Genomic DNA, 25987 nt, shown 5'->3' with positions numbered 1-25987 from the left:
TTTGGCTATTCTTTAGCGAATAAACCTTGTACCCGTCCTCCACTTTTTAATCTCGGCAGTATATAGCTTAGGCCAGTCTTTAAGTTAATTTGAGCTCGTTCACCACTAATCTGGTTACTACCTCTAGTAATCCTAACATTGCCTTCCATTTGAGCTATTTCATTAAATACGTCGTAATGTCCTTCGTTACTTTGTAAGATCTCTTGTGGTGTGACAATTATGACATTGCCAATAGCTTTTAATTCTTTTATTTGGTTATCACTACTTGGACTATGTTCAAAATAAGCTGTCAACACATCCGCTTTAATCGTTTGTTTATTCCGCCAAACTGCAGCTGCACCACTAGCTATTGCTATTCGACAAGACTTTAAGTATTTTATACTATCGCGCGCAGTAATAGTATAGAAGCCGTTTTTAAAAAACAAATTATTTCCTGTAAGGGTAATAATTTGTTTATCTATATCATAGATTGCATGCCCGCCTGCAGCTCGATTTTCAGTAGAAGTGATAACTACATGGCCTAGTGCTTCTAAGCGGTAAATTTCACCTTTATTAGAATTTTTTGACCGATATACAGCAGTCAAAGTATCAGCACTGATTGTAAATGTATCGCGCATAGCTTTGACATTACCGCGTGCTATATAAATTTTTTTATCACGATTCCACTCTATAATATCAGCGGCTTCTACAGTAACTTTATTTTTATTTTCTCGCTCTAAAGAGTGAGCATTAGAGGTATACCAATTTACATTAAAAGCAAAGAGTAAAACTACTGCAAGTATGTCACTAATGTAAGCCATATATAGAAAAGCCATAAGGCAATCATTGTCAATCGCCAGTTTTAGTCTTGTAATAAGACTACTTTAGTTTCACCGATAAAGATTATCCGTGATCCGTGGCATAGTATTTGCATACCTTGGCTTTGAATGTTAGCATCCTGGCTATAACCCCATGTTGGCATTCTACTACAGATCTTACCATGTCTTAAGTCAATTGTTGCTTTCTCAGTGAATAATTGATATCCAGCATTGTGTGATAATATTACTCCGTCTGTTAGATTTATAACATCAGATTTTCTAATCAATGTACCTGCAGCAGATTTCATTGTGAATGAAGTTCCATCTTTGTTTTCGATATCTGCCTGTGGGTGATCAAGTTTGACAACTTGCTTATCATTACTAGGCTGGGTAGCAGAATGTGCAACGATCTTAAATAGTTTCTTGTTTTCGTTAACCCCAATTAATCTCGGATTAGTCATCCGCATAATAGCAACATCGTCCTGCTTTATTAAGTCTTGTTTATTGTGAATGTGTGAAGCTTTATGGTCGATTTTTAGCCAAATTAGCACCATAAAGACTAGTCCTATTGCTATAATTAGCAACAACACTTTTATGATTATCACAAAACGGTTAGTTTGAGATTTAGGATAAAGAGGTCGAGCTTTTTTAATATGTTTACTGGAGCGCTTAGCGTTTAACACTACTAACCTGAGCTGATAGCATCTTGCTACAAAATTACACCTAATTTGCTTAGCTCAAACTATAAAAGCAAAATAGCGGATAATTATCTGTCTTAATGGCAATAAGTAAATAATTTATAGCTCAGTGAGCAAATATATCTTCTTCGCTAAACCCAATAAGATCAAGATGGGCACGAGTTGCAAGAAAATAAAAAGCAGCTTGGGCTATTTCTACTCGATCTTCGCGTGCTAGCATTTCATCCAGACGGGATTTAATTTTGTGCAGATGCAGCACATCCGATGCAGCGTAAGATATCTGTTCTTGAGTTAACTCATTTCTCCCCCAGTCAGAGGATTGCTTTTCCTTAGAAACTTCTATACTTAATAAATCGCGGCAGAGGTCTTTTAAGCTATGTCGATTAGTATAAGTTCTGACAATCTTAGAAGCGATTTTGGTACAATAAACCGGAGTAGTTACTACACGAAGGTAAGCTTGTATGATTGCTATATCAAACCGAGCGTAGTGAAATAATTTAAGAATGCTAGGATTATTTAAAAGCTGACACAGATTCGGAGCTTGGTAATTATTCTTAGTAAATTGTATGAGGTGTGCTTCACCATTTCCACTAGAAAGTTGCACTACGCATAAACGATCTCGTTCTGGTTTTAAACCCATCGTTTCGATGTCTATGGCGACTTCGTTACCGAGATCTAGCCCTGTTGGCAAATCACCTTGGTGTACAGTAGCAATAATTTTTAGAATTCCCGATAAATGTTATTAATAAAATGGTGCCTAGGAGAAGACTCGAACTTCCATGACAATAAAGTCACTAGCACCTGAAGCTAGCGCGTCTACCAAATTCCGCCACCCAGGCAGACGGCAAAAAATACAACAGAACAAATACCGATGTCAAGATTATAATTTTAGTTTAAAAAAGTTACGTAATCTTGTATTTATTTTTTGATATTGAGCTAAATTTTCTTTTTCTTTAGTCAAAAGAACTTTTTTCATTAAGAAATGTTTTATCTTTCGTTTAGGAAAAAATTGTCATGGATGGCAAAGTAGTCACTGTTTTTGGAGCTTCTGGATTTATTGGTCGTAGCGTTGTGTATAAGTTAGCTAAGTGTGGAGCAAGGGTAAATTCAGTATGTCGAAATGTAGAAAAAGCAAAATTTTTAAAAACTATGGGTGCAGTTGGTCAAATTACTTTAACAAGCGTAGATGTTACTTCTGTTAAAGCCATTGCGCAAGCGATCAAAGGTGCATCGATTGTTATTAATTTAATAGGTATTTTAAATGAGCATAGACGCAATAATTTTAACGCTGTGCATTGCGCTGCGTCGGGGGCAATTGCTAAAGCTGCTAAGTTACTTGGTGTGAAAGCTATGTTGCATGTTTCTGCGCTCTGTGCTGACGAGCATTCTTTGTCTGAATATGCTCGTAGTAAGTTTGCGGGAGAGAAGTTAGTGCGTACTGCTTTTTCTGAAGCAATAATTTTACGACCATCAATAGTGTTTGGGAAAGATGACAGTTTTTTTAATAAGTTTGCCTATATGGCGCAGGTATTGCCAATATTGCCTTTAATCGGCGGTGGGACAAGTAAGTTTCAGCCCGTATACGTTATCGATTTAGCTGAAGCTATTATTGCTGCTCTTAATACACCGGCTGCCTATGGTCAAACTTACGAAGTGGGTGGTCCTTCTGTTTATAGTTTCCGAGAGTTGATGGAGATTATATTGAAAGAGACTAATCGTAAAGTTCTTCTTATAAGAATACCTTTTTGGTTTGCATCGTTAAAAGCTTTGTTATTGGAATTAACCCCTAATCCAATATTAACTCGCGATCAAGTAGAATTACTCAAGATGGATAATATAGTATCTCATGACGCCAAGACAATTAATGATCTTTTTATAAAGCCTACGCCAATTGAGATCATTATCCCCACTTATCTAAATAAGTATCGACCAGGTGGAAGCTATCTATTTAATTCTTGATCAGTTATTTATTAAAGTAATATTTTTATTTGTGCTAAAAAATTAGCAATTGTTTTTTAACACAAATAAGTAAGTATAATTTATAGTTTACTAATATGGTCAGTTTGTGTATTAACTATTTTAATAGATTTTTTAATTTTAAATCTATTGTATATTTATACATAGAAGTAATTAATTTTATACTAAATACTCTTAAGTAAACTAGTTATATTTAAATATCTTATAAACTAATCTTCGTTTTTATTACATAAAATCAGCATAAAAATAGTAGCTTCATACTAAAATACATTATCATTATCGATAAAAACTTACTAAAGATTTAACATTAAAAAAACTCTGTTCTTGTAATCTCAAGTAATATATCTTGATTACAAAGATATATTCAAAAGTTCAGCTTATTATATGAGCTTTTAATTTATTGATAGCTCATATAAAATAAAACGTTATAAATTTTAATGCTTATTTATTTAATTTACACAATAATGATATTAATAATATTTAAATCTTTTCTTTAAATATTATTAATATCTGCTGTATGTTTATATCATTTGATGTTAATATTAAGATATTAATTTAGGTAATTACAATTTTTATTTGATCTTCAATGATTATATTGCTTGTTTATCGTCCTATTTTTGGTAAATAAATTAAAGTAATTATTGTTTTATGCTAAGATAGCAATAATTACTTTAAATATCTTGGCATAGGATTTGGTAACAATTTTTGTATTAAAAACTATTCCTAATTAGGATTTGCCGTCAGTTGGCAGAATAATCTATTTGGTGGATTGATTGACAGAATAATCGTTAGTTAATTAATTGCTTAAACATCAGTGACGATAGGGATCTACGTATAGTGAATAATATACTGAATAATAATATTGCTGGATCTATTATTTATTTTAACGATATTTCTTTTAATTTCAAGCGGTTAATCGAAAATTAACTCAACAAAACATATATATTATCTTTGCTATATTGCTACTAAAGATTATCTAATAAACAGATTATAACTAAAATATTATTTGTTATATTTGTTTTTTTGCATCATTAATAATTGCAGCTTTGCTTGCCTTTAATTGATTCGTTTTAGCAAATGTGCGAAGATAATGTTATTATGTAAATTTAGCATAAGTGATTTACCAAAGCCTCTATTGCCTAGAACGAAGTTAAAGTAACAAAGAATATTTGTGCACTGCAGTACGCAATATAACAATCTATTTTATGCAAATATTATTACTTTAGTTTTTAATTTTATAAGTTTAAAGATACGGTAGCGCTCATTGATTTGATAGCAGGTGGAGACGTGTAAATACCTATCAAGATACCAAAAGTAATTTATTCTGATTATTAGAGCGGTCATAAATATTAGTGTAAGCTAGCGCGAAGTTGACTTTATCGATAATTAGAAGCTAGAAAATTAATTCTATTTTTATTATTTATGCGATTGTTGGATTTATGTTTTATAGGAAACCTATATTGCGTAGGAGCATGAATGAATTTTGGCTCGTCGCTAATACTAAGTTTATGGTTAATTAGATATGTTTTTCATAAAACCTACAAGTAGCTTGCTTGATAACTGAACAAAAGTTTTTTTAAAATACTTTAATGATCTCTATAATATTTTAGTCGCTAGCAGCTACTCTATAATTTTGTCCGATAAAAATTCTAGTGTAGGGTTAATGCTTTTTATCTAGATTGTTAAATTTTAATTCTTTTTCACGCGGAATGCCTTAATATTAATTATTTGGAAGTGTAAATTAACATAGAATACGAGATACTGGGTAAGAACTAGCAATTATTATTTGATTAGCTAACTGATGTTTGTGTGAAATGCACGACTATAAATCAAGTCCACTATCTTAATTGCTAATTTAGTCGTAGATTAAGAGCATTGATGATAAATGATTTTTAGCAAAAAATTCTTCCATTATGTAATGGATAATCTATTTCAATAGGACGAGCTTATCGCGTAAGATTAAGCTGTTAATTTTTTATTATTATCGGTTTTTTTTGCGCTCTTTATGGATTATCCAAAGATTGCGAATATATATCAATATTCCAGTTCCTTGACCAAATATGAAAACTAGATCTTGACGCCACAAAGCATACATAAACAATAATACTCCGCCACTTATTGACAAGTACCAAAATGATAGAGGTATCACGCTCTTGCGAATGATTTCGCTTTGTAGCCATTGCACTAAAAATCGCAAGGTAAAAATAGTTTGACCGATACACCCAACAGTAACCATCATGGTCTCTGTATTGGATATGTAGGAGCATGCTTCTTCAATTTTATTTAGAATAAAATTAATCATGAATCTTTAACTACTTTTATCATCATCGTGCACAATTTAAATTCGTGGAGGCACGTTTCATTACTCTTATTGTTCCAAGCAGGTCGGAAATACTAACGGTTAGTCATTTTAGTATTTGAATGTTGTGGAAGCATCAGCATGATAGGGATGTCATGACTTTACTTAATACAATGCAATTATCCTCCTCCCTTTCGTTTTTTAGAGCTGGTTATGAATCGGTAGATATAATCAAAATAATGCAATTGTAAGAAGACTGTTCATTCGAATAATTTTTATAGAGCAGCCAGTGTTGGATTTACATCGTAAAGGATAGAGCTTTGTAGATTATTAATAATTTCCGATGGTAATAGTTTAATTTTAACGTTATATTTAAGTGTCTTATCGATGTTTTTTCAAAAATTATCATCAAGCTTACTAAAGCAAAAAATTACTTTTGTATTTATAATTCCACTTTAAAGTAGAAATTAAATTAGTTAGCATATTGCTGGCAAACGGAGGATATTGATTATTTTACTTAGATTAAATATCAATGCTATTTATTGTTCATTGTGCAATATTAGGCAATAATTTTTTTTTCTTTCAATTAAGTTGATAAGTTATTTAATTATATCAAATAAGTTTTATTTAGTAACAGATAAAGTTTTTTTTTCTTTTACTCTTTAGGCCTTTAGTTAAAATCCTTTTATATTTTAAGATCAAATCAAAAAAATAATGTATATGTTTTAGTGTTATAATGTAAAAACTATTACTAAATTTCCTTAACTTAGCGGATAATCAAGCAAAATAAAAAAGCTTATTTGCTATGATACGATATAAATCGTTTTTATTAAACTATTAATTTAATTGCTATTTTGTCGTCTCGTAAATAACCAACCAAGTTAAGTATTTGTTTTCTAGCTTAAACTTTTTAATTTAATTATGTATTAGATTGTGTTACTTGCTATTGTTTTAAACTTTTTGTAAAAATTTATTAAGATAAGAAAAGTGGTTTTTACATGATAAAAATTAAACTTTTTAAGTTTTTCAAGTAATATAATTTATTAAATTTGATCTCTTAATAATCAGTACGCGAAAACGTAATAGCATTGTTGCTTTGGCTGTTGTTAACTAATATAGCATAAATTTTTGCTAGTTATTTTATCATAGTCTATTATTCGTTAATATGATAAATTCTTATAGAAAACTTTTGTGAGTAACTTATAGCGTAGAAATAATTTATTTCGTTTGTTAGTATAAAATATGCATTTTATGTTAGTGATCTGAGTGCAATAATGCTCTTTATACATTAAAACTAAAATTTTTAATCCTGTGTGTAGATTTTTTAGAAATGTTGTGACTGGCACAATAAAATAGTGCAATTTTGCACTATTAATTATTTCTCTATACTTGATAGAGCGAACACTCAGTATATTATGAACCTAATAACTTCATAATATACTGAGTGTTCGCTAATAATATTCAGAAGATGACAAATTTTTGTTTATTTTTTGAGATATTACTGCTATCTTAATAGTATAAAAAGGGAAGCAAAAAAAAAGTCTATCATAGTGATATGGAGTTATTTTATTATATTTGAAAAATAGATATTTATGATTTTTTTCTTTAGAAAAATCACCATGCTTGATTTTCATTCAAATGTTTTATTGGAAATCTTTGCTTTACTGTAAAGTAAAAATACTAAATAGTATACCATTGAAATAAAAAAGATAATCATTTTTGATTAATATCATGTATTAAATAAAATATTGTATGATAACCATTTTACGTTTACAAAAAAAATCAATAATGTAAAAACTATGTAATAGTCGATTAATTTATTATTGTTCTTGACGCAAAGTATAAGATTTAAATTAATCAAATTATAAGGTAACTAGCAAATATCTGTGGTGTAGATTAATATTTCTTTTCAGTAGGGCTTGATTGGTAGCTATTTTTTATTTAAAAAAATTTGAATAAAGCGTTAAACTATAAAATTACAATCATTTTATAATTAAGTAAAATTATTTTTAATAAAAAATCATTAATAAAACATAAGCGTGATATTTGTTGTAAATAGTTTTTACAATTGTGACTATTATTTTTTTTGCAGACGTTGCCATTCATCGAATGCATTAATCGTTATTTCTTGATTAGGAATTTTTTTCCAAAATAGTAGTCTTTCTATGGGATGTCGCATTTTATAAGCATAGTTTGTATTATCATTGTCTAGAATCCTGCGAATATTTGGCATTGCTTGCTCAAGACCAAGCTGCTGGCGAAATTTTTTTTCATTGATCGAATACGCTGTTTTTTGATTATTCAAACTTGACATAAATTTCGAACCATAAAGAATGCGCTCAGCAATATTATTCGTGAATAAGCTCTCTTGTGGTGCTGGCGGATGCAATTCATAATTTGGCGGAAGTGAAAGAGGTGGACGGGAAACAACTTGAAATTCATCTGGCGAACTCTTGCTCTCTCCGAGAGCGTCTCTTAGTTGAGTACAACCGCCTAGACAGATTAAGGAGATGGATAATATACTAATTGCTGCAGCAGCACTAATGGGACTTCGCGCTAAGTACTGCTGTTTGATGATATTATCTTTTACTTTTATATTTTTTTGGGTTTTCATGTTGAGATTTATCAATGTTAAAGGAATTAATCAGCAGGAAGCTGACACCTAAGACAATAGCACAATCTGCGATATTGAATGCTGGCCAATGCCATTTTTGATAATGCACGTCAACAAAATCTAATACTGCACCATATAATAAACGATCAATGATATTTCCTATCCCTCCGCCAATCACTGCACTTAAACTAACAATCGTGGATAATCTTGTTGTTTGCATCATTACTGCTATCATGAAACAGCATATTAGTAACGCCAAGCTGATAAGTATCCATACTTCCCAATCAGAAATGGCAGAAAGCATTCCAAAACTAACACCTTTATTCCATACTTGGATAAAATTTATCCCTGGGAATACCATAATGCACTCAGGAAAATTACACAACTTTGAGATAATCAATAATTTGCTGACTTGATCAACGGCAATTACTAGAGCACTTATGCCTATACTACAAATAATCCGGGTACATGTTAGCTTGCTCATTCAGTTGTATTTACTAGATCGTATATCGCATCTTGGCATCGTACGCAGATCGGTTCATCACCTACTACCTCAGGTAGAATTCGCCAACATCGCTCGCATTTTTTACCCTTAGCTAATAGACTTGCTTCGCAAGTTATGTCTGGTATTTCTGGTAAACGATAGGCTGTTATTGGACCTAAGCTGTCACTTAGTGTAACGTCAGAAGTTATAAAAATTTCTGCTGCGCTAAGACCATCAAAAGCCGCTTTATCACTTGATGGCATGTAGACGATTGGCGCGGCCTGAAGAGAAGATTTAATGCGTTTCTCCGCTCGTTCTAATTCTAGCGCACCTGTTACTACGCGTCGGACCGCGCGAATTTTTAACCATTTTTTTGCTAGTGTTTCATTTTGCCATTCAACGGGAACAATAGGATACTCCTGCAAGTGAATAGAATCATACTCTCCTGAATTGCGTGATCTCCAGGCTTCTTCGGCGGTAAACACACAAATCGGCGCTAGCCACTTGGTCAAGCATTCAAATAATATATTCATTATCGTACGCATAGCTCTACGACGTTTGCTTCGTTTAGTATCACAATATAATGAGTCTTTGCGAACATCAAAATAAAAGGCGGATAGGTCAACTGAGCAAAAATGTTGTATAGTTAGAAACATTTTATGATAGTTAAAATCTTTAGTGCATTGACGGATTATCAGATCTATTTCGTAAATTCTGTGTAGTACCCAGCGCTCTAGCTCGGGCATATCATTTGGTTCGATAGCCTCTGCGTCCGAATAATCGTTTAATGCGCCTAACAGGTAACGTAGTGTATTGCGTAGACGCCTATAATGATCGACTGAGTGTTTTAATATTGATGGGCCAATCCGAAGATCATCTGTAAAATCGCAGCTAACCACCCAAATGCGTAAAACATCAGCTCCGCTTTTGCTGATTACTTGTAACGGATCTATACCGTTATTTAGCGATTTAGACATTTTGCGTCCATGTTCGTCATTAAGAAAACCGTGGGTCAGTATCGCTTTGTAGGGCGCATGTCCACGAGTACTACAACCAATTAGAAGCGAAGAGTGAAACCATCCACGATGTTGATCAGAACCTTCTAGGTATAGGTGAGCTGGGGAGGATAGATCGGCCCAAGCTGGTTCATTAGATTCCAACACAAATGCATGAGTGGATCCACTATCTAACCAAACATCAGCAACATCAGTAACCTGTTCATAATCGTTCGGATCATATTCAGGCTCTAATAATTTAAAGCAATCTTTAGTAAACCAAATGTCAGCTCCCTCAGTTTCAAAGGTATTAGTTATTCTATCAATTACTGCTTGGTCACGTAGTGGTTCTCCAGTTTTTTTAGATGTAAAGACAGGGATTGGCACCCCCCAAGTGCGCTGGCGGCTAATACACCAATCCGGCCTGTTTTCAACCATTTTGCGCAAACGCTTATGACTAGAATTTGGGACAAAAAGCGTATTATCAATCTCCTTCAGTGCGGTATTACGAAGTGCGTTAGTTTCCATCGAAATAAACCATTGAACAGTATTTCGGAAAATTAATGGCGTTTTTGAGCGCCAGGAATAAGGATAAGGATGTTGGATTTCACTAATGGCTATTATGCCACCGTAATCACGCATGATAGATAAAATTTTTAGATTATCTTTTAGAATATTCATACCAGCAAAGATTGGTACGTGATCATAGAACACGCCGTCATTAGCGATAGTTTGTGGTACTTCTAGTCCATTTTCTGTACAAAGTATAAAATCATCAACGCCATGGGCAGGCGCAATATGCACAAAACCTGTCCCTGCATCTTCTGTAGCAAAATCGGCAGCAATTAAAGGTACTTCATATTCATAACCGCATCCGCTCAATGGATGTGCGCAAATCGTTCCTTCAATGTCCGAGCCTTTTAAAACTGCTAATTCATTAGTTGCTTCTATTTTTGCTTGATTTTTAAACTTATCGAGCAATGAACGCGCTACCACCAATTTCTCGCCAATCTTGGCAAGGCTATTCTTAGCAACGGCGATTGGCATGACGACTACGTAGTCAATGGTATTACCATAAGCAATTGCACGGTTTCCATGTATAGTCCAAGGGTTGGTGGTCCAGATAACAATCTTTGTATTTGCTAGTTTGCGATTGTTGGTTTTGATTACCGAAAAACAAAAATGTGCAGTAATTGATGTGTGATCCTGATATTCAACTTCTGATTCTGCTAGTGCTGTCTTTTCAACCACAGACCACATAACTGGTTTTTCTCCTTTGTACAGACTACCATTCATTAAAAGCTTGCCGATTTCTCGAGCTATTTGTGCTTCTGCTTTGAAATCCATAGTGGTATAGTAATTATCCCAGTCTCCAGTAATTCCTAATCGCTGAAATTTTTCACGTTGGATATTTATTAATTTGCTAGCAAATTCTCTGCATTTTTGACGAAAATTAATTATTGGTACTGTATCTTTGTCTATTCCTCTAGCTCTGTATTTTTTCTCGATCTTCCATTCAATAGGCATGCCGTGACAGTCCCAGCCTGGAACATAGTGAATTCGTTTGCCATTCATGTGTTGGGTACGGTTAGCTAGATCTTTCAAGATTTTATTTAGCGCGTGTCCCATATGAAGGTCGCCGTTTGCATAGGGTGGCCCATCATGCAAAATAAATGGTTCGGAGTTTTTATGTATCTTAAGTATGCGTTGATCAAGCTTGATTTGTTTCCACCAAGCAAGAATTTTAGGCTCAAGCTTAGGTAATTCGCCTCGCATAGGAAAGTTAGTTTTTGGTAAAAAAATGGTACTTTTATACTTTGTAATCATTGCGAGTATCTATATAATTTAAATAGTTGTAAAAGGTGAAGAATTATTGCTTTAGTATTTTTCTTGCTTGAGATGCATCGGAATTGATTTGTTTTGTTAAGTCATCTACGCTTATAAATTTCTGTTCTGGACGAATAAAATCAACTAATCCTACACGTAGATCACGACTATAAAGTTGTATTTTTTTGTCGAACAGATACACTTCAAGTATCACACCTTTATCGTTTACTGTCGGACGAATGCCGATATTAGCAACGCCTGGCATCCATATTCCAGATTCTTTACCACTGGTTAGCATAGCTGTGACTGCGTAAACGCCAAGCCTCGGGCGTAATAGATCGCCTAGGCGTAAGTTTGCTGTAGGAAAGCCTATAAGTCGCCCACGCCTATCTCCCTCTTCAACAGTTGCAGTAATTTCCCATGGCGCTCCAAGCAAAGACGCTGCTTCTCGTGGGTCGCCCTCTACCAGGCATTGGCGTATGCGAGATGATGAATAAACTGCACCATTATTCTTCTGTACCGCAGCTACCTTTGTAACGCCAAACCCCTTATGTGTTGCGCATTGTATCAGCATATCTGGGGTACCACGGCGTCGATAGCCAAAATTAAAATCGTATCCAATCACAATATGACGTAATCCAAGATACTTCAGCAGTATCTCGTCAATAAATTTTTCAGGGCTCAGCTGTGCAAATTCTTTGTCAAATGGCAACTCAAATAGCGTATCAACACCTAAATTTTCTAGATGCTTTGCTCTACTTCTCGATGTGCTAAGCCGAAATGGGTCTAGATTTCGTTGAAATAACTGACGCGGATGAATGGCAAAGGTAACAACTGATAGTGGAACCCGTAGTTTATAGGCAATCTTCGAAGCCTCACTGATCACTGCTCGGTGTCCAAGATGCACGCCGTCGAAATTTCCGATAACTGCTACTGACCCTCTATGACGTTGCTTTATTGCCTTCAGTGAATGCATGGTTTCCAAGGCTATCCCTCCCCGTCGATCGGCTGATTTGCTTTTACAGGCGAAAAGCAAAGGCTAGACAGCAATAAATTTAGTATTGTCACTATTAAATAATATTTGCTGTTGTTTTCATTTGCTCGAAAACAAAGCATTTTTCATTTTATAACTGATCGGCCTCTCATTAATCAAACTCGTTATGTAAATAATTGTATAAAAAACATGAAAGATTTAATGTTTATTGCATGAAATTAGTCCATATAATGTCAAATTGACGATTGCAATAAAAATAAAAACAGTACAAATACTGCTGGATTATAAATAAAATGGGATTTTTTAAATTTTTTAGCTCTAGTGTAAGCTCATTGCAACAGTCAATAAGTTAAAAACAAAATGACTCAAAAAGCGAAATAATGTAATGCTGTTACTTTCTATTAAGACCTTAAAATACAATAAATTTTTATTATTGTTGCGACGAAAGTAAAAACATTATAATAAACGATATAATCGTCTGCTAGTATCCGAAAAGATTATAATGTAGCCCATTTAAGACATTCTTAGCAGAACTATAAAATAATTTTACAAATTAACAATTTTTTTAACAAAATTTAAAAAGTGCTATTTTTTTTTGTATAATAGAGTGTGATTGCTAAAATTTTTTAGAGTTTTAGTTGCATGAGCCAGCAGTAAAAAATAGTCAAGAAATATTGTATGTATTAAGTTACTTCACGGTTAAACATTAAATTTTAACCGTGAAGATGTCGATTTGATGTAATTGAGCTCAGCTCACAGTAGAATCATTACTGCTTTGCTTATAACTAAAAGCAAGCAAGCTATTTAAAAGTTTGGTGTTTATCTCCTTCGTGTGCTCAGGTGGGATATTTCCAAGTTGAAACGGCCCGTATGATGTTCTTAGCAGTCGGTTGACATGTAGTCCTAAATATTTCATTACGCGTCGGATTTCTCGGTTTTTTCCTTCCTTAATCTTAATTGTTAACCAAGAATTATGGTTTAATATACGGTCAATATTGACATTAATAGGTCCGTAGGTAAAACCGTCAATAGAAATTCCATGCTTTAGTTTAGCTAAAGCATTACTATTAATCCTACCAAATACTCGTGCTCGATAGGTTCGAGTCAAACCAGTTGATGGTAGTGCTAAATAGTGGGCAAGTGAACCGTTATTAGTTAATAGTAACAAACCCTCACTATTTATGTCAAGGCGACCCACAGTAATGGCTCGCTGCATATCTCTTGGCATTGTATCCAATACAGTTTTTCTACCTTCCGGATCATGGGCAGTTGTTACCGTTCCTCGAACTTTGTGATAAAGCCATACACGCGTTTGCTTAATCTTCGGCAGTGGCTTACCGTCAACCATAATTTTTGCGTTTTTGGTAACAGTGATTGCTGGTGTTTTTAATATTTTACCATTCAGCTTAATGCGACCATTCACTATCCAATTTTCAGCTTCGCGGCGTGAACATAGTCCAGCCCTAGCTATTCGACGAGCGATTCTTTCTAAGCTGCTTTGCTCGTCAAGTAATATCGCCGAAGGTTTGATTGTTATCGGAGTAAGTTTTTTAGTTTGATTAAGATGAAGATTAAACTGATTACTAACAAGTTTGCCGGTTATTTTCATGCAAAACACTTCATTCTCTACAGAATAATGTTTTAGAAATTATATTGGGTAGAATTTTATAGAAATTCACTGCGAATTAATTTTATTATGAAGATTCATAATAAACAGCAGCTATTTGGTTATGTATTATTAGGGGTACACTTTCTTTTAAAAAGAACCCTATACAAGTTAAAGTAGTATTTTTGAGCGCTCAACTCAAAAGTATGTAGCATATACCCCGCAACAGTTTACGTTATTTTTATTTGTTGATTTAAATTGAGGCTTAACTAGTAATTTTGTAATTAGCATTATCTAAACTATGTAAGAAGAATTTGTTTGGTATATCAATTAGTTAATTATAGAATAATCCAATTTGCTTATAACAAACCATATCAGCAATTCTAAGAACATTAGCTTGTTACTTCAACACAGTCATTTAACTTTTGCATAAAAATAGCATATAGTATTATCGATTGTTTATTTCATTAGTGATCGGTATCTTACACGACCTTTGATGCAATAGTATAAATTATTTACCTGATATAATGCTAATGAAATATGTAATCTATAAATTAACAATCAATCTGCAATTTTTTACATATTTAAAATATTTCGATTGTTGTATCCACTGCAGTCGTTCATTTAGATAGAAATCTATATTATATTTAATAATGCAAGAATCTGACATCGATCTTGTTATAGTAATCATTGACATTTCAGTGAATAAAAATAAGATTACTCATACGCTTCAAGACAAAGATTTATTATAAATCAAATAAAACCTTATTTTACTTAAAGCCTTATTTTACTAATTTTTAAAAATTATCCTTGCGTTTGCGTAGATCGGCAAAAATTTCAACTGGATCGGCGCCTGGTCTATCAAGAGCTAAGGCGATCGTCGGTTCCTTGACACGCAGAAAAGGGTTGGTAGCTTTTTCTAGATTGAGAACAGAAGGCACTGTCGGTTGATTTTTAGCTAACAATTCATGCACTTCCTTGCTTCGCTTTTTTAAAGCGGCATTATTATAATCTATCGAAAGGGCAAAACGAGCATTAGAAGATGTATATTCGTGTCCGCAATAAATTTTGGTTGAATCCGGCAGTTTGCTTAACTTGAGCAGGGAATCTAAAAACTGTGCTGCTGTACCTTCAAACATCTTCCCACAACCAAGCGAAAATAATGTGTCACCAGTAAACAAAACCTGGCTATCTGCTAAATACAGCGAAATATGACCACTAGTGTGGCCAGGTGTGTCTAAAATAGAAACGATGTGTCCAGCGAAATTATATGTGCTACCTTCGACTAAGGTAATATCAAGATTTGGAATCCGATTAATTTCTGCCTTAGGTCCTATCAAAATAGCATTATAATTTTTTTTTAGAATTAAATTTCCATTGATATGGTCCGGATGATGGTGTGTGTTTAGAATGTGAGTTAGCTTCCACTGACGTTTAGCCAAAGCAACTTCAACAGCAACTGCTTCTCCTGGATCTACTACAGCAGTAGAGCCAGACAATTTATCATGCAGCAGATAGCAATAATTGTCTAAAAGCGTTGGCAAAACAACAATTTCGAGAGGAAAAACTTGCATTTTTATGGTGATTTTGCAATCCTTTGGCTTTGGCAGTGATTACAGCAATTTGTAGCTGTAAAATTGATGATAAGTAATCGCCTTTATTTAGTACAAATACAACATATACACACATTTTTCAATAGTTTTCAAATAACTTTAAAGACTTTGCGAACGACTGGTCGCAGACTACTCCTACAACAATTCAACCAAGCATCATAGTGCTTATTTGTACCAAATTTTATAGTCTACGATGATTCATTAAGGAGTTTTATTAGCTCAGCATGCCTACTAATAACAAAAGAGAGATTGCTTCAATAACAAGCATATTCGGAACAAATGCAGATTAATATTAAGTTTTTAAACTATTTTGGTTGACAACATCGTTTATTGCTCCAAAATAATTTATGAGAGTAAGGGACTAAATTTTAATGAAGGCTTGGCTTTACCATTGGCGAATCAACTAGTTCTGCGGTAAAATACATTTTTTCTTGCCTTCCAGCTTAAATTTTTTGGAATTATCTCCAATTAGAATCTCAACTTTTTTTTTGAGTTTGAGATTAACTCCATTATCCATTAACTTACTTTTTGAGATTAACTTCATAATATACTTAACTTTTTGAGAACCAAAGTCTCGTTGAAATTTAGTTTTAATTAAGTAATTTATTGTTTAGGAACTATCAAACATAAACTGTTAATTCTTTATTTTATATGGAGCTGAGGATCGGCATGTCGAATAGCAACCAGATCACAAGTGAAACCGCTATCGCGGTGATCGGGCTTGATTGTCGTTTTCCTGGAGCGATTAATGCAGGGGAGTATTGGCAAGATATCGTCAATGGTCGCTCCCGCTTAATTGCTCTTCCGGATGAAATTATTAGAGAATTTGGTCTTGGTTCTGCCGATGCGCTTGATCCAGCGACGATCAAGGTATTTGGTGTTCTACAAGATGTGGATCGCTTTGATTCTGAATTATTTGCGATTCCACCGCGACGAGCTGCTCGACTAGATCCGCAGCAGCGGATTTTGCTGGAGCTGGCTTGGAATGCTATGGAGGAAGCTGGATACGGTCCACAAACTTCGGATTTACTTGTTGGAACATTTATTGGTCTAGCCCAGTCTAGTTACTTCCCGGCGGAAAAAGGATTGCCAGAAGATGCAGTTTTTGATCTTACCGCTCAGGAAAAGGATTATGCTGCCACACGAATTGCACACAAACTTGGGTTGTTGGGACCAGCAATGGTAGTGCAGTCAGCTTGTTCCAGCGCTTTGCTCGCTGTTCATATGGCATGTGAAGCATTAATTAGTGGGCAGTGTGATATGGCTATAGCCGGAGGCGCGTCGATAGCATTTCCCCAGGGAGCTTATCGTCATGTACCTGGTTTGATGTTATCTCCAACTGGACATTGCCGAGTGTTTGATGAGCGTGCTAATGGTACAGTGCCCGGTAATGGCGCTGGACTTGTGGTTCTTAAGCCACTTGATCGTGCGCTTGCTGACGGTGATCCAATTCGTGCTGTAATTCGTGGATCCGCGTCAAATAATGATGGGGCAATTAAAGCTGATTATTTAGCGCCTAGTGTAAATGGTCAAGCATTGGCAGTTGGCGAGGCCCTAGCAGTTGCTGGTTGTAAACCTGCAGATATAGGGCTGATTGAAGCACACGCTACTGGCACGAAATTGGGTGATCCCATAGAAATTAAAGCGTTATCACGCATTTTTACTGGATTGCCAGTGGGAAGTATAGTGATTGGTTCAGCCAAGGCATCTATCGGACATCTGAATGCTGCAAGTGGCATTGCCGGACTAATTAAGGCTATTCTAGCATTGGAAAATGCTAAATTACCACCATTAGCAGGTTTTCAAAGCCCAAACCGTAATATTCCGTTTGGGGATACCCCATTTCGCGTTGCTGTCTCGGCTGAGCCTTGGCTGGCACAGGAAAAAAAACGAGTTGCTGGGGTAAGCTCGTTTGGTTTTGGTGGCACCAATGTACACGTAGTATTGGAAGAAGCCCCAATACGTCTAGTACGCCCAGCTATAAAACAGGTTGGTGTGGCATTGGCTTTATCAGCAATGAATCCTGATCAATTAGAAATGCTTGGCCAGCGAATAGCTGATGCTCTAGAATATGATCCTTTGCTTAGACTGGATGACGTCTCTCTTACATTATTGGTTGGTCGCGCATCACTGCCCGTAAGAAGAGCGGCGGTAGTGACGACGAGAGAAGAAGCTATTGATTGGCTCCGTGGGCGTGACTCTTCCGGTAATCTGCCAGAAAATCTGGCAACTTGGATTGACGGAAAACCCAGTAACGTTTCGAAGATTATTCCGGAAGAGGGGCAGCGGGTTAGACTACCAGGTTATCCGTTTAATGCACAGCGTCACTGGACTGAGCTTGTTGGGTTGATGCCAGCGCCTACTGGACTTGCTTGGAGAGACGGTCAGACGTATGCATCGTTGAACCTGGGTGAGGTAACCAAAGAATCTGAGCGATCGTCAGTTGATATGATTGATAATCTAATTCGTGAGCTGGTGGGCGAGGCTTTGGGTGTGCAGAGTACTAGTATTGATTCGACAGCTCCATTAGCCTCTTTTGCTTTGGATTCGCTTTTGACTGTTGGGATTACCAATCGTCTGAAGGAAAAGTTCCCAGATCTTCGTGATACCATTTTATTTGAACAGGAAAGCATTGCTAGCCTGTGTAAATACTTATTAGATACTTTTCCAGATGAAATAGCAGCACTGACTAAGGTTAATGTTGCTACGCATCCGATAAAGGATTCAGCAGTCTTTGCTGCAACACCAAAAAATAAAGATATTTCAGTTCAGCGCTCTATTGCGATTATTGGTATGGCCGGTAGATATCCGGATGCTCCTAATCTTGAGCAATATTGGAAAAATTTGCGGCAAGGAGTGTGTTCATTGCACGACGTTCCACCTGAACGTTGGCGAGTTGAAGATTTTACTGATCCTTCTCGTCCCGATCGTACTACTGTGCGCAAGGGCGGGTTTATAACTGATGTTGATCGTTTTGATTCGATGTTTTTTGGGATTACGCCGAAAGAAGCTAAGCTAATGGATCCGCAGCATCGGCTATTTCTTGAAGTTGCTTGGCAAGCCATTGAAGATGCCGGTTACACTCCTGCGGAGCTAAAGCGTTCTGCTGGAAATGGTGCTGTTGGCGATGTTGGTGTTATTGTTGGCGCGATGAATCAGCCGTATAGGCTAGTCGGATTACCTGCTACTGCTTCTGGAAAAGTGGTGCAGAATGGTCATTGGTCTATAGCTAATCGTTTAAGTTATCATCTTGACTTAACCGGTGTTAGCATGGCAGTTGATACTGCTTGTTCTGCTTCACTTACTGCGGTACATTTAGCGTGTGCGGCTTTGACACAAGGTGACTGTGGTGTGGTTGTTGTGGGCGGTGTGAATCTCATCCTACATCCCCTACAATCCTTGGAATTAGCCCGTATCGGGATGCTTTCACCAAGTAATCTGTGTCGTCCATTTGCTGAGGGAGCTGATGGCACAATACAGGGAGAGGGCATTGGTGCAATGGTGTTGAAGCCACTTGATCGTGCTCTTGCCGACGGTGATACTATCCGGTCGATAATTCTGGGCTCTGCAATTGACGCTGGTGGACGCACTTCGGGTTACACTGTGCCTAATCCAAACGCTCAGCGTCGTGTGATTCAGGCGGCCATGGCTCAGGCTAGGATTGATCCTGCTAGCATTGCTCATGTTGAATGTCATGGAACTGGTACTGATCTTGGCGATCCTATCGAGGTCAATGCTTTAGCAGATGCGCTGAAGGATAGGCACGAAAAGATTTTAATTGGATCGGTTAAGGGTAACATTGGTCATCTAGAATCTGCTGCTGGTATTGCTGGGTTAAGCAAGCTAATTATGGAAATTGAAGCAGGGGAAGTTGTTCCTAGTTTAGGCGCGGAAAATCTAAGTAAACGTATTGATTTTACTGGTCAAAAGCTAGAAGTTGCGACTACACTACGCTCTTGGCCATGTCGATTTGATGTTGCTGGTAAGATACAACCTCGACGTGGAGGAATTAGCTCATTTGGAGCTGGTGGAGCAAATGCTCATTTGGTCATTGAGCAGGCACCGAAACCACCTACTAGATCTGCTGCACCTGCTGGTTTAATTCCGTTATTGTTAAGTGCAAGAGATTCTGATCGATTATCGGCGATTGCTTTACGCTTGGCTGATCGAATTGCGGCAATGGCTGTGAATGAGCCCGATGGACGAGCTCTATTAGCGGATATATCTTATACACTTGCAATCGGTCGAGTAGTATTCGATCATTGCTGTGTAATTAATGTAGATGATATACTTGATGCGGTTGCTCAATTGCGCTCCTTGTTGCCATCTTCTGCGCCTACAATTAAACCTGGTGAGATTATAAAAATGCTTGGATTAGGGCGTCGACGAGTGGCATTGCCAGGTTATCCATTTGCTGGTGAATCTTACTGGGTGGAAGGAGCTACTCGACCGATTATAATCCCGGACAAAGGTCCGGTACTGCCAGTTTCTTCTTCAGTAGAAGATTCAGTAATTTCTTCCCGATTAGGAGATCTCGCTTTGAGTAAGTCCCTGCATATTGCTGCGGATGATCCGCTGATTGACCAACATCGGGTTCGCGGTTTGCCTACTATGCCAGGTGTCGCATCAGTTCTAGCTGCTTTACGTATCTATGGCAAACTAGCTTTTGGGGTTCGTAATGTTGTTTGGTTGCGGCCGTTAGTGAGCGAGGGTTCTGGATTAGATTTTAAAATTTCTATTACTGAAGATGTATTTATCTTGGAAACCTGCAAAGGTGTAGCTTGTAAGGGTTACTTTGCGCCTTCTGACTTATTGGTTTCTCCTAGCATACCTCAAGGTGGTAGTGTTCTGGATGGTAAGGAATTTTACGATCGACTTCTGGATACTGGACTTGAATATAGAGGCAATTATCGTTTGATTGATGTAGTGCGAATGGATCATGACTTTGTTGTAGCTACAGTGAATACTTCTGTGATTCGTGATAGATATATTGATTGGCCGTTACCTCCTCCACTCCTAGATGCTGCTTTGCAGGTTGCCGCCGGAATGACTTTGCCGCCAAAAAGGGGTCAATCACGCACGTTGGTGCCTTTTAGCGTGGAATGTATTGATTTAGCGCCTAATGCTGCGGATTTCTGGCAAGAAGCTACTCAGATATTTGCCCAACGTCGCCGTGTAATTGCAGGTGCAAGAGGAGATCGTACAGAGCGCTTTGATGCATCAATCATCACCTCGAATGGTAACGTATTAGCTTCAATTTCTGGCCTTGTGGCTCGTGATGCGAGCGGACGTGCCAACAAGCGTGCATTAATGGCTCCGGTTACAGACATTGGCGATTGGGCATTCAAGCCGATTTGGCGAGCAGTTTCTGTTCCTGCTACCTCATTACCTGAACGAGTATTGCTAGTAGTTGGGCCTGGAGGCGAACAATTAGCTGGTTTGTTGTCTGCTCGTTTCTCGGCTTATGATAAACGTTTACTCAGTAAGGAAACGCCCGAAGTATTAGCTCAGTTAGTGATGCAAGGTAGTGCATTGGTTATTGTTGTCGGCCCACAGGGTGATGGAACGACACCACCTCTTAGCATGCTTAGCTTGCTTCGTGTTTTAAAATCTACTTGTTTGCTTAATCCATTGACCGTACGTTTAATAGCTTGTGGAGCAAACCATCCATCTGTTGCTGCTATATTTGGGCTAATTAGAGTTGCAGCTAAAGAGGTACCTAGCTGGTCAGTTGCATGCATCGAGGTTCCCGATCAACCGTCGGATGCATTACTAAATGGGGCATTAAGTGATCCTGGTGATTCGATAGGTCGTGAAATACGTCTCACTGACACTGGTCGTTTGGTTGCTCGTTTGGAGAGAACACCCCTTGAAGTGCCAGTAAATCCGGTTTGGCGTGAAGGTGGGCATGTGGTAATCCTTGGCGGAGCTGGTGGTATTGGATCAGCTTTAGCAAAAAGCTTAGCAAAGCGGGTGCATTCTCGATTTACTTTAGTTGGACGTTCTGCGGAGACTTCGGAAATCCGCGCGTTGATAGAGCAGATTGAATCTGTTGGTGGGGCTGCAGTTTACTTTTCTGCGGATGGGAGTAATGCTGTAGCTATAACCGAAGTTTTAGATCTAGGTCGGAAAGTATTTGGTCCTATACATGCAGCCGTTCACTCAGCTATTGTTATGGATGATCGAGCTTTGGAACGCATGGATGACGAGGCGTTCATTCGTGCTTTTTCTATAAAGGCCTCGGGGACGCTGTCTCTCGCTGAAGCCGTGCGTAACGATCCATTAGATGTACTAGCATTATTTTCTTCGGCTAATTCTTTTGCTGCTATGCCAGGACAAGCCAATTATGTTGCAGGATGTCTTGCTAAGGATGCCATTGGTCGCAGGCTTTCTGAAGAAGGATGGCCCGTGCGTTTAATAAACTGGGGTTTTTGGGGAGATGTTGGCCGAGTGGCTACTTCTGAGTATCGCCAGCGTCTACAAAGATCCGGAGTCAACCCACTAACAACCGAAGAAGGCTTGGATGCTATCGACCGAGCGTTATCCGCACCAACCAAAAATGCTGCAGGACAAGTCCTTGTGTTAAAAGCTACTCAGGAAACTATGGAGCGTTTAGGAGTTCAAGAATCTGAGATAAAATCTGAAACTAACTTAACTCAGGCAAGTGAGGAGTACAATCTACTTGATTACATTGCTCGATCTAGTATTGCACGCTGGTTGGCTGATCGTGGTGTTTTGGGTGAATTAGGTACTCATGTCTTGTTGAGTGATTTAGAGAATATGATTAAACCTGCTGCTCGGCACAGTAGGCTTGTTAGTGCTTTGATTGACATGTTAGTACGCGATGGGTTTTTAGCTGTATGCCCTACTGGGTTTAAGGTGAATAAGCTGATTCCTGAAACTGCACAAATTCTTGCTCAGCAAGATGAGCTGATTGCTAGAAATTCAGCTTATCGCGCTCATGTTGATTTGCTTGCAGCTTGCCTAGCCAATTATGATGATGTTCTTCGCGACGATAAATTAGCTACAGATGTATTGTTTCCTGGTGGTGGACTGGATTTTGTCTCGCCTATGTATGCAGGAAATCTGATGGTTGATACTTTTAACGACTGGACGGCAGAAGCTTGTGTATCCTCATTGATTAAGCAAAGAGTGGCTGAGCGTGGTGTTAGTAATGTGTTAGAATTTGGTGCTGGAACCGGTAGTTTAACATCGGCACTTGTTCGTAAATTAGATGCTATTGGAGGGGTTTCTTGTTACCGTTTTACCGATCTATCTTTAGGATTTTGTCGGGTAGCTGATACCAGGTTTGGACCCGGAAGGCCTTGGTTTAAGACAGGTTTGCTTGACATTTCTCGTGAGCCAGAGAAATCACTGTGCGGCGTTTTTAACGTGGTTGTTGGGGCCAATGTGATTCATGCTACTCCTTCTATTGCTGACAGTTTATCTCATGCGAAGAAATTGTTAACTGCTGGTGGAACCCTAGTGCTTTATGAGATGATGGCGCTTCATGACTTTGTAACGGTAACTTTTGGTTTGTTGGATGGTTGGTGGGTGGCTAATGATATGCGTTTACCTCACTCGCCTTTGCTTGACGTGAATCTTTGGCGTAAGGCTATTACAGAAGCTGGTTTTGAAGATATCACTGTTCTTGATGGTAGTCGTCATGGGGTGCTTATTGCACAAGCTCCTAGCAACAAGAAGCAGCCTACAATAGATTCTGTTGACTTAGTAAGTCTAAGCCAGTCAAGTAATCCGCTGGTACGTAAGCTTGATGCTAACCGAGCTGAAAAAGGGAGAAATTCACCAGCTATAGATTTAGATGCTGTTGCTGGTTTGATAGATGCAGCGGAGAGTTTAATTACCGAAGCTTTGATCGATGCTCTTGAGTTACCACGCCACGAGATTCATCCGAATCGGGCGTTCGCTGATTTTGGTGCAGATTCTATTCTTAGTGTTGACTTGATTACCTCACTTAATGATAAGCTAGGTATTGAGCTAAAGCCTACAATTTTATTTTCTTATACGACTGTTGAAGCTCTTGCTTCTTATTTAGCAGAAGTTTTTCCTGCTGATTTGCAGCGTGTATCGATTAAATCAGCATCGTTGCCAACTTTATCGCCACGTCTTGTTTCAACCCCTAAAGATGAATTTGCCGTTGCTATTATTGGCATGTCTGGTCGTTTTCCAGGCTCCGCTGATCTTGATGCATTTTGGATGAACTTAAAAGAAAGTAATGATCAAGTAATACCAGTGCCAATATCGCGTTGGAACCATGCATCTATTTTAGCATCTAGCCCTGCTCCTGCTGGCTATACTGATTGTCCAAATGGTGGTTTTCTTTCTGATGTAGATTTGTTTGATCCCATATTTTTTGGTGTGTCACCTACTGAGGCAACTCTTATGGATCCGCAACAGCGCTTGCTATTAGAAGAGGCTTGGCGAGCACTGGAGGATGCTGGGCGTACCGGTGATAGTCTTGCTAGGTCTTTGACTGGTGTATTTATTGGTACAGTTACTGGTGATTATGCGGAATATTTGCGTGCATCAGGAATCATTGAGGATATTCAGGCATTTATAGGCAATACTGCCTCAATGACTGCTTCTCGTATAGCCTATCACTTAGATCTTAATGGTCCTACTCTATCGATTGATACAGCTTGTTCTTCTTCTTTGGTTGCTGTACATCAGGCTGTTGAAAGCTTGCGTGCCGGAGGATGCGAGATGGCATTGGCTGGCGGGGTTGCTGTAATGAATACCCCAAGATTTTATATTGCCGCTGCTAGTGCTGGGATGTTGTCTCCAACCGGTCGTTGCCATACTCTTGATGCTTATGCTGATGGATTAGTTCCAAGTGAAGGCGTTGGAGTATTTGTGCTTCGCCGTTTAGCTGATGCAGTGCGTGATGGCGATCCGATTAGAGCCATTATTCGTGCTTCTGATATTAATCAGGACGGTGCAAGCAATGGTATTACCGCTCCTAATGGGTCAGCTCAGGTAGCTTTGTTGAAGCGAATTTATTCTAAAAGTAATATTGATCCCTCTTCGATTGGGCTAATTGAACTTCACGGTACTGGTACTAAACTAGGAGATCCTATCGAGATGGAGTCTCTAGAATTAGCGTTTGATAGTTCCAAGGCCCCTCAAGGTGGATGGCCTGTTACTTCGGTGAAATCTATTATTGGTCATTCTTTACCAGCAGCTGGTGTCGCTGGGCTTGCCAAATTAGTTTTAGCTTTAAAACATCGGATATTTCCGCCAATTTTAAATATAAATCAACCTAATCCGTTGATTACTTCTTTGGTGAGCGGACGTTTTCGGGCGATTACCAAAGCTGAACCTTGGCTAGCATTAAATGGTATACCGCGACGGGCTGGGGTTAGTTCTTTTGGGTTTGGCGGTACTAATGCTCATGTGGTGGTAGAAGAATGGGAGAGTACTCCTGTAACATCTTGGCAGCATGGAGCAGTTTCAGTGGTATTGTCAGCAGCCACACAATTTTCGCTGCAAGCTTATCGTTTGCAACTTGCTGATTGGTTAGAGGGCACTGGTTACATGGTTTCACTTGGTGATCTTGCTGTAACTTTAGCGCTTGGAAGAAAAACAATGCGCTATCGTGCAGCTTTCGTAGTTGAAAAAATCGTTGATTTAATCAGATTATTACGTGATTTGTCTGCGGGTAATACAGTATCAGGGTCTACATCTTGGCATAATTGCGCGAGAGGATTTCTTGCGGGGGATCGCATTGACTGGAATTACGCTTTTGCTGGTACTGATGCTAGAAAGGTGCATCTGCCCACTACTAGATTTGATCTTCGTCGATGTTGGCCCGATAGTGCTTCATCATTTTCTAGAAAACGAGGAGTGTCTAGTGCGATTGGCCTTGATCTAGATACTTCGCGTTATACAACGCATAAAGATGTTAAGAAAAATTAATAATTATTAACATCTGTCTTTAATTATCGTACCCTACATGATAAGGGTGAGAAGATTTTACTTTTTATTGGATTTACGCAAAAGAATTTTTCTATGCTTCTTGATTCACTGTATATTTTTGAATGGAATAAACAATGTTCTGTAAAA

General features: G+C 37.6%; 12 protein-coding genes and 1 tRNA gene. 2 read left to right on the top strand and 11 right to left on the bottom strand.

Annotation, left to right across the window (positions count from 1 at the left end; translation table 11 throughout):
• Window positions 1–5: 5 nt before the first annotated feature.
• From A1OE_RS04020 to A1OE_RS04005, 4 genes are all read right to left on the bottom strand, one after another.
• A complete protein-coding gene (locus A1OE_RS04020) occupies window positions 6–815 on the bottom strand; it encodes an LptA/OstA family protein (RefSeq protein ID WP_015089188.1) in 810 nt (269 codons plus the stop codon).
• A gap of 26 nt (window positions 816–841) precedes the next feature.
• A complete protein-coding gene (gene lptC, locus A1OE_RS04015) occupies window positions 842–1480 on the bottom strand; it encodes an LPS export ABC transporter periplasmic protein LptC (protein ID WP_015089187.1) in 639 nt (212 codons plus the stop codon).
• A 121-nt stretch (window positions 1481–1601) separates the two neighbouring features.
• A complete protein-coding gene (locus tag A1OE_RS04010) occupies window positions 1602–2213 on the bottom strand; it encodes a ribonuclease D (RefSeq protein WP_148276847.1) in 612 nt (203 codons plus the stop codon).
• A 33-nt stretch (window positions 2214–2246) separates the two neighbouring features.
• Window positions 2247–2334 (bottom strand) — tRNA-Leu (locus tag A1OE_RS04005).
• A gap of 175 nt (window positions 2335–2509) precedes the next feature.
• Between A1OE_RS04005 and A1OE_RS04000 the strand changes: the two genes are divergently transcribed.
• Window positions 2510–3454, top strand: coding sequence for a complex I NDUFA9 subunit family protein (locus tag A1OE_RS04000; protein ID WP_015089185.1), 945 nt, complete (start codon window positions 2510–2512; stop codon window positions 3452–3454).
• 1999 nt (window positions 3455–5453) lie between these two features.
• Here A1OE_RS04000 and A1OE_RS03995 read toward each other — a convergent pair.
• The 7 genes from A1OE_RS03995 to gloB form a co-directional block, all read right to left on the bottom strand.
• Complete coding sequence (locus A1OE_RS03995) at window positions 5454–5774, bottom strand: lipid-A-disaccharide synthase N-terminal domain-containing protein (RefSeq protein ID WP_015089182.1); 321 nt, start codon at window positions 5772–5774, stop codon at window positions 5454–5456.
• A gap of 2074 nt (window positions 5775–7848) precedes the next feature.
• The gene (locus A1OE_RS03990; RefSeq protein ID WP_015089175.1) at window positions 7849–8385 is read right to left on the bottom strand and encodes a DUF3035 domain-containing protein; all 537 of its coding nucleotides are present in this window, start codon (window positions 8383–8385) and stop codon (window positions 7849–7851) included.
• Entirely contained in the window at window positions 8351–8869 is a 519-nt protein-coding gene (gene lspA / locus A1OE_RS03985) for a signal peptidase II (protein WP_015089174.1), read from the bottom strand. Before lspA ends, A1OE_RS03990 begins: the two co-directional genes overlap by 35 nt.
• Window positions 8866–11691, bottom strand: a complete 2826-nt coding sequence (ileS, locus tag A1OE_RS03980) for an isoleucine--tRNA ligase (protein WP_015089173.1) — start codon at window positions 11689–11691, stop codon at window positions 8866–8868. The genes lspA and ileS overlap by 4 nt, the downstream gene beginning before the upstream one ends.
• Before the next feature lie 43 nt (window positions 11692–11734).
• Window positions 11735–12727 (bottom strand): bifunctional riboflavin kinase/FAD synthetase, encoded by a 993-nt coding sequence (locus A1OE_RS03975; RefSeq protein ID WP_015089172.1) that lies wholly within the window; start codon window positions 12725–12727, stop codon window positions 11735–11737.
• Between the two features lie 706 nt (window positions 12728–13433).
• Entirely contained in the window at window positions 13434–14294 is an 861-nt protein-coding gene (locus A1OE_RS03970; protein WP_015089170.1) for a pseudouridine synthase, read from the bottom strand.
• Between the two features lie 794 nt (window positions 14295–15088).
• A complete protein-coding gene (gene gloB, locus A1OE_RS03965) occupies window positions 15089–15865 on the bottom strand; it encodes a hydroxyacylglutathione hydrolase (RefSeq protein ID WP_015089168.1) in 777 nt (258 codons plus the stop codon).
• 708 nt (window positions 15866–16573) lie between these two features.
• Here gloB and A1OE_RS03960 point away from each other — a divergent pair.
• Window positions 16574–25840, top strand: coding sequence for an SDR family NAD(P)-dependent oxidoreductase (locus A1OE_RS03960; protein WP_044283307.1), 9267 nt, complete (start codon window positions 16574–16576; stop codon window positions 25838–25840).
• The last annotated feature ends 147 nt before the right edge of the window (window positions 25841–25987 follow it).

Source organism: Candidatus Endolissoclinum faulkneri L2 (assembly GCF_000319385.1).
GTDB classification, from domain to species: domain Bacteria; phylum Pseudomonadota; class Alphaproteobacteria; order Thalassobaculales; family Thalassobaculaceae; genus Thalassobaculum; species Thalassobaculum faulkneri.
The sequence above is the reverse complement of the archived record's forward strand: the minus strand, read 5'-3'. Positions and strand labels throughout refer to the sequence as shown.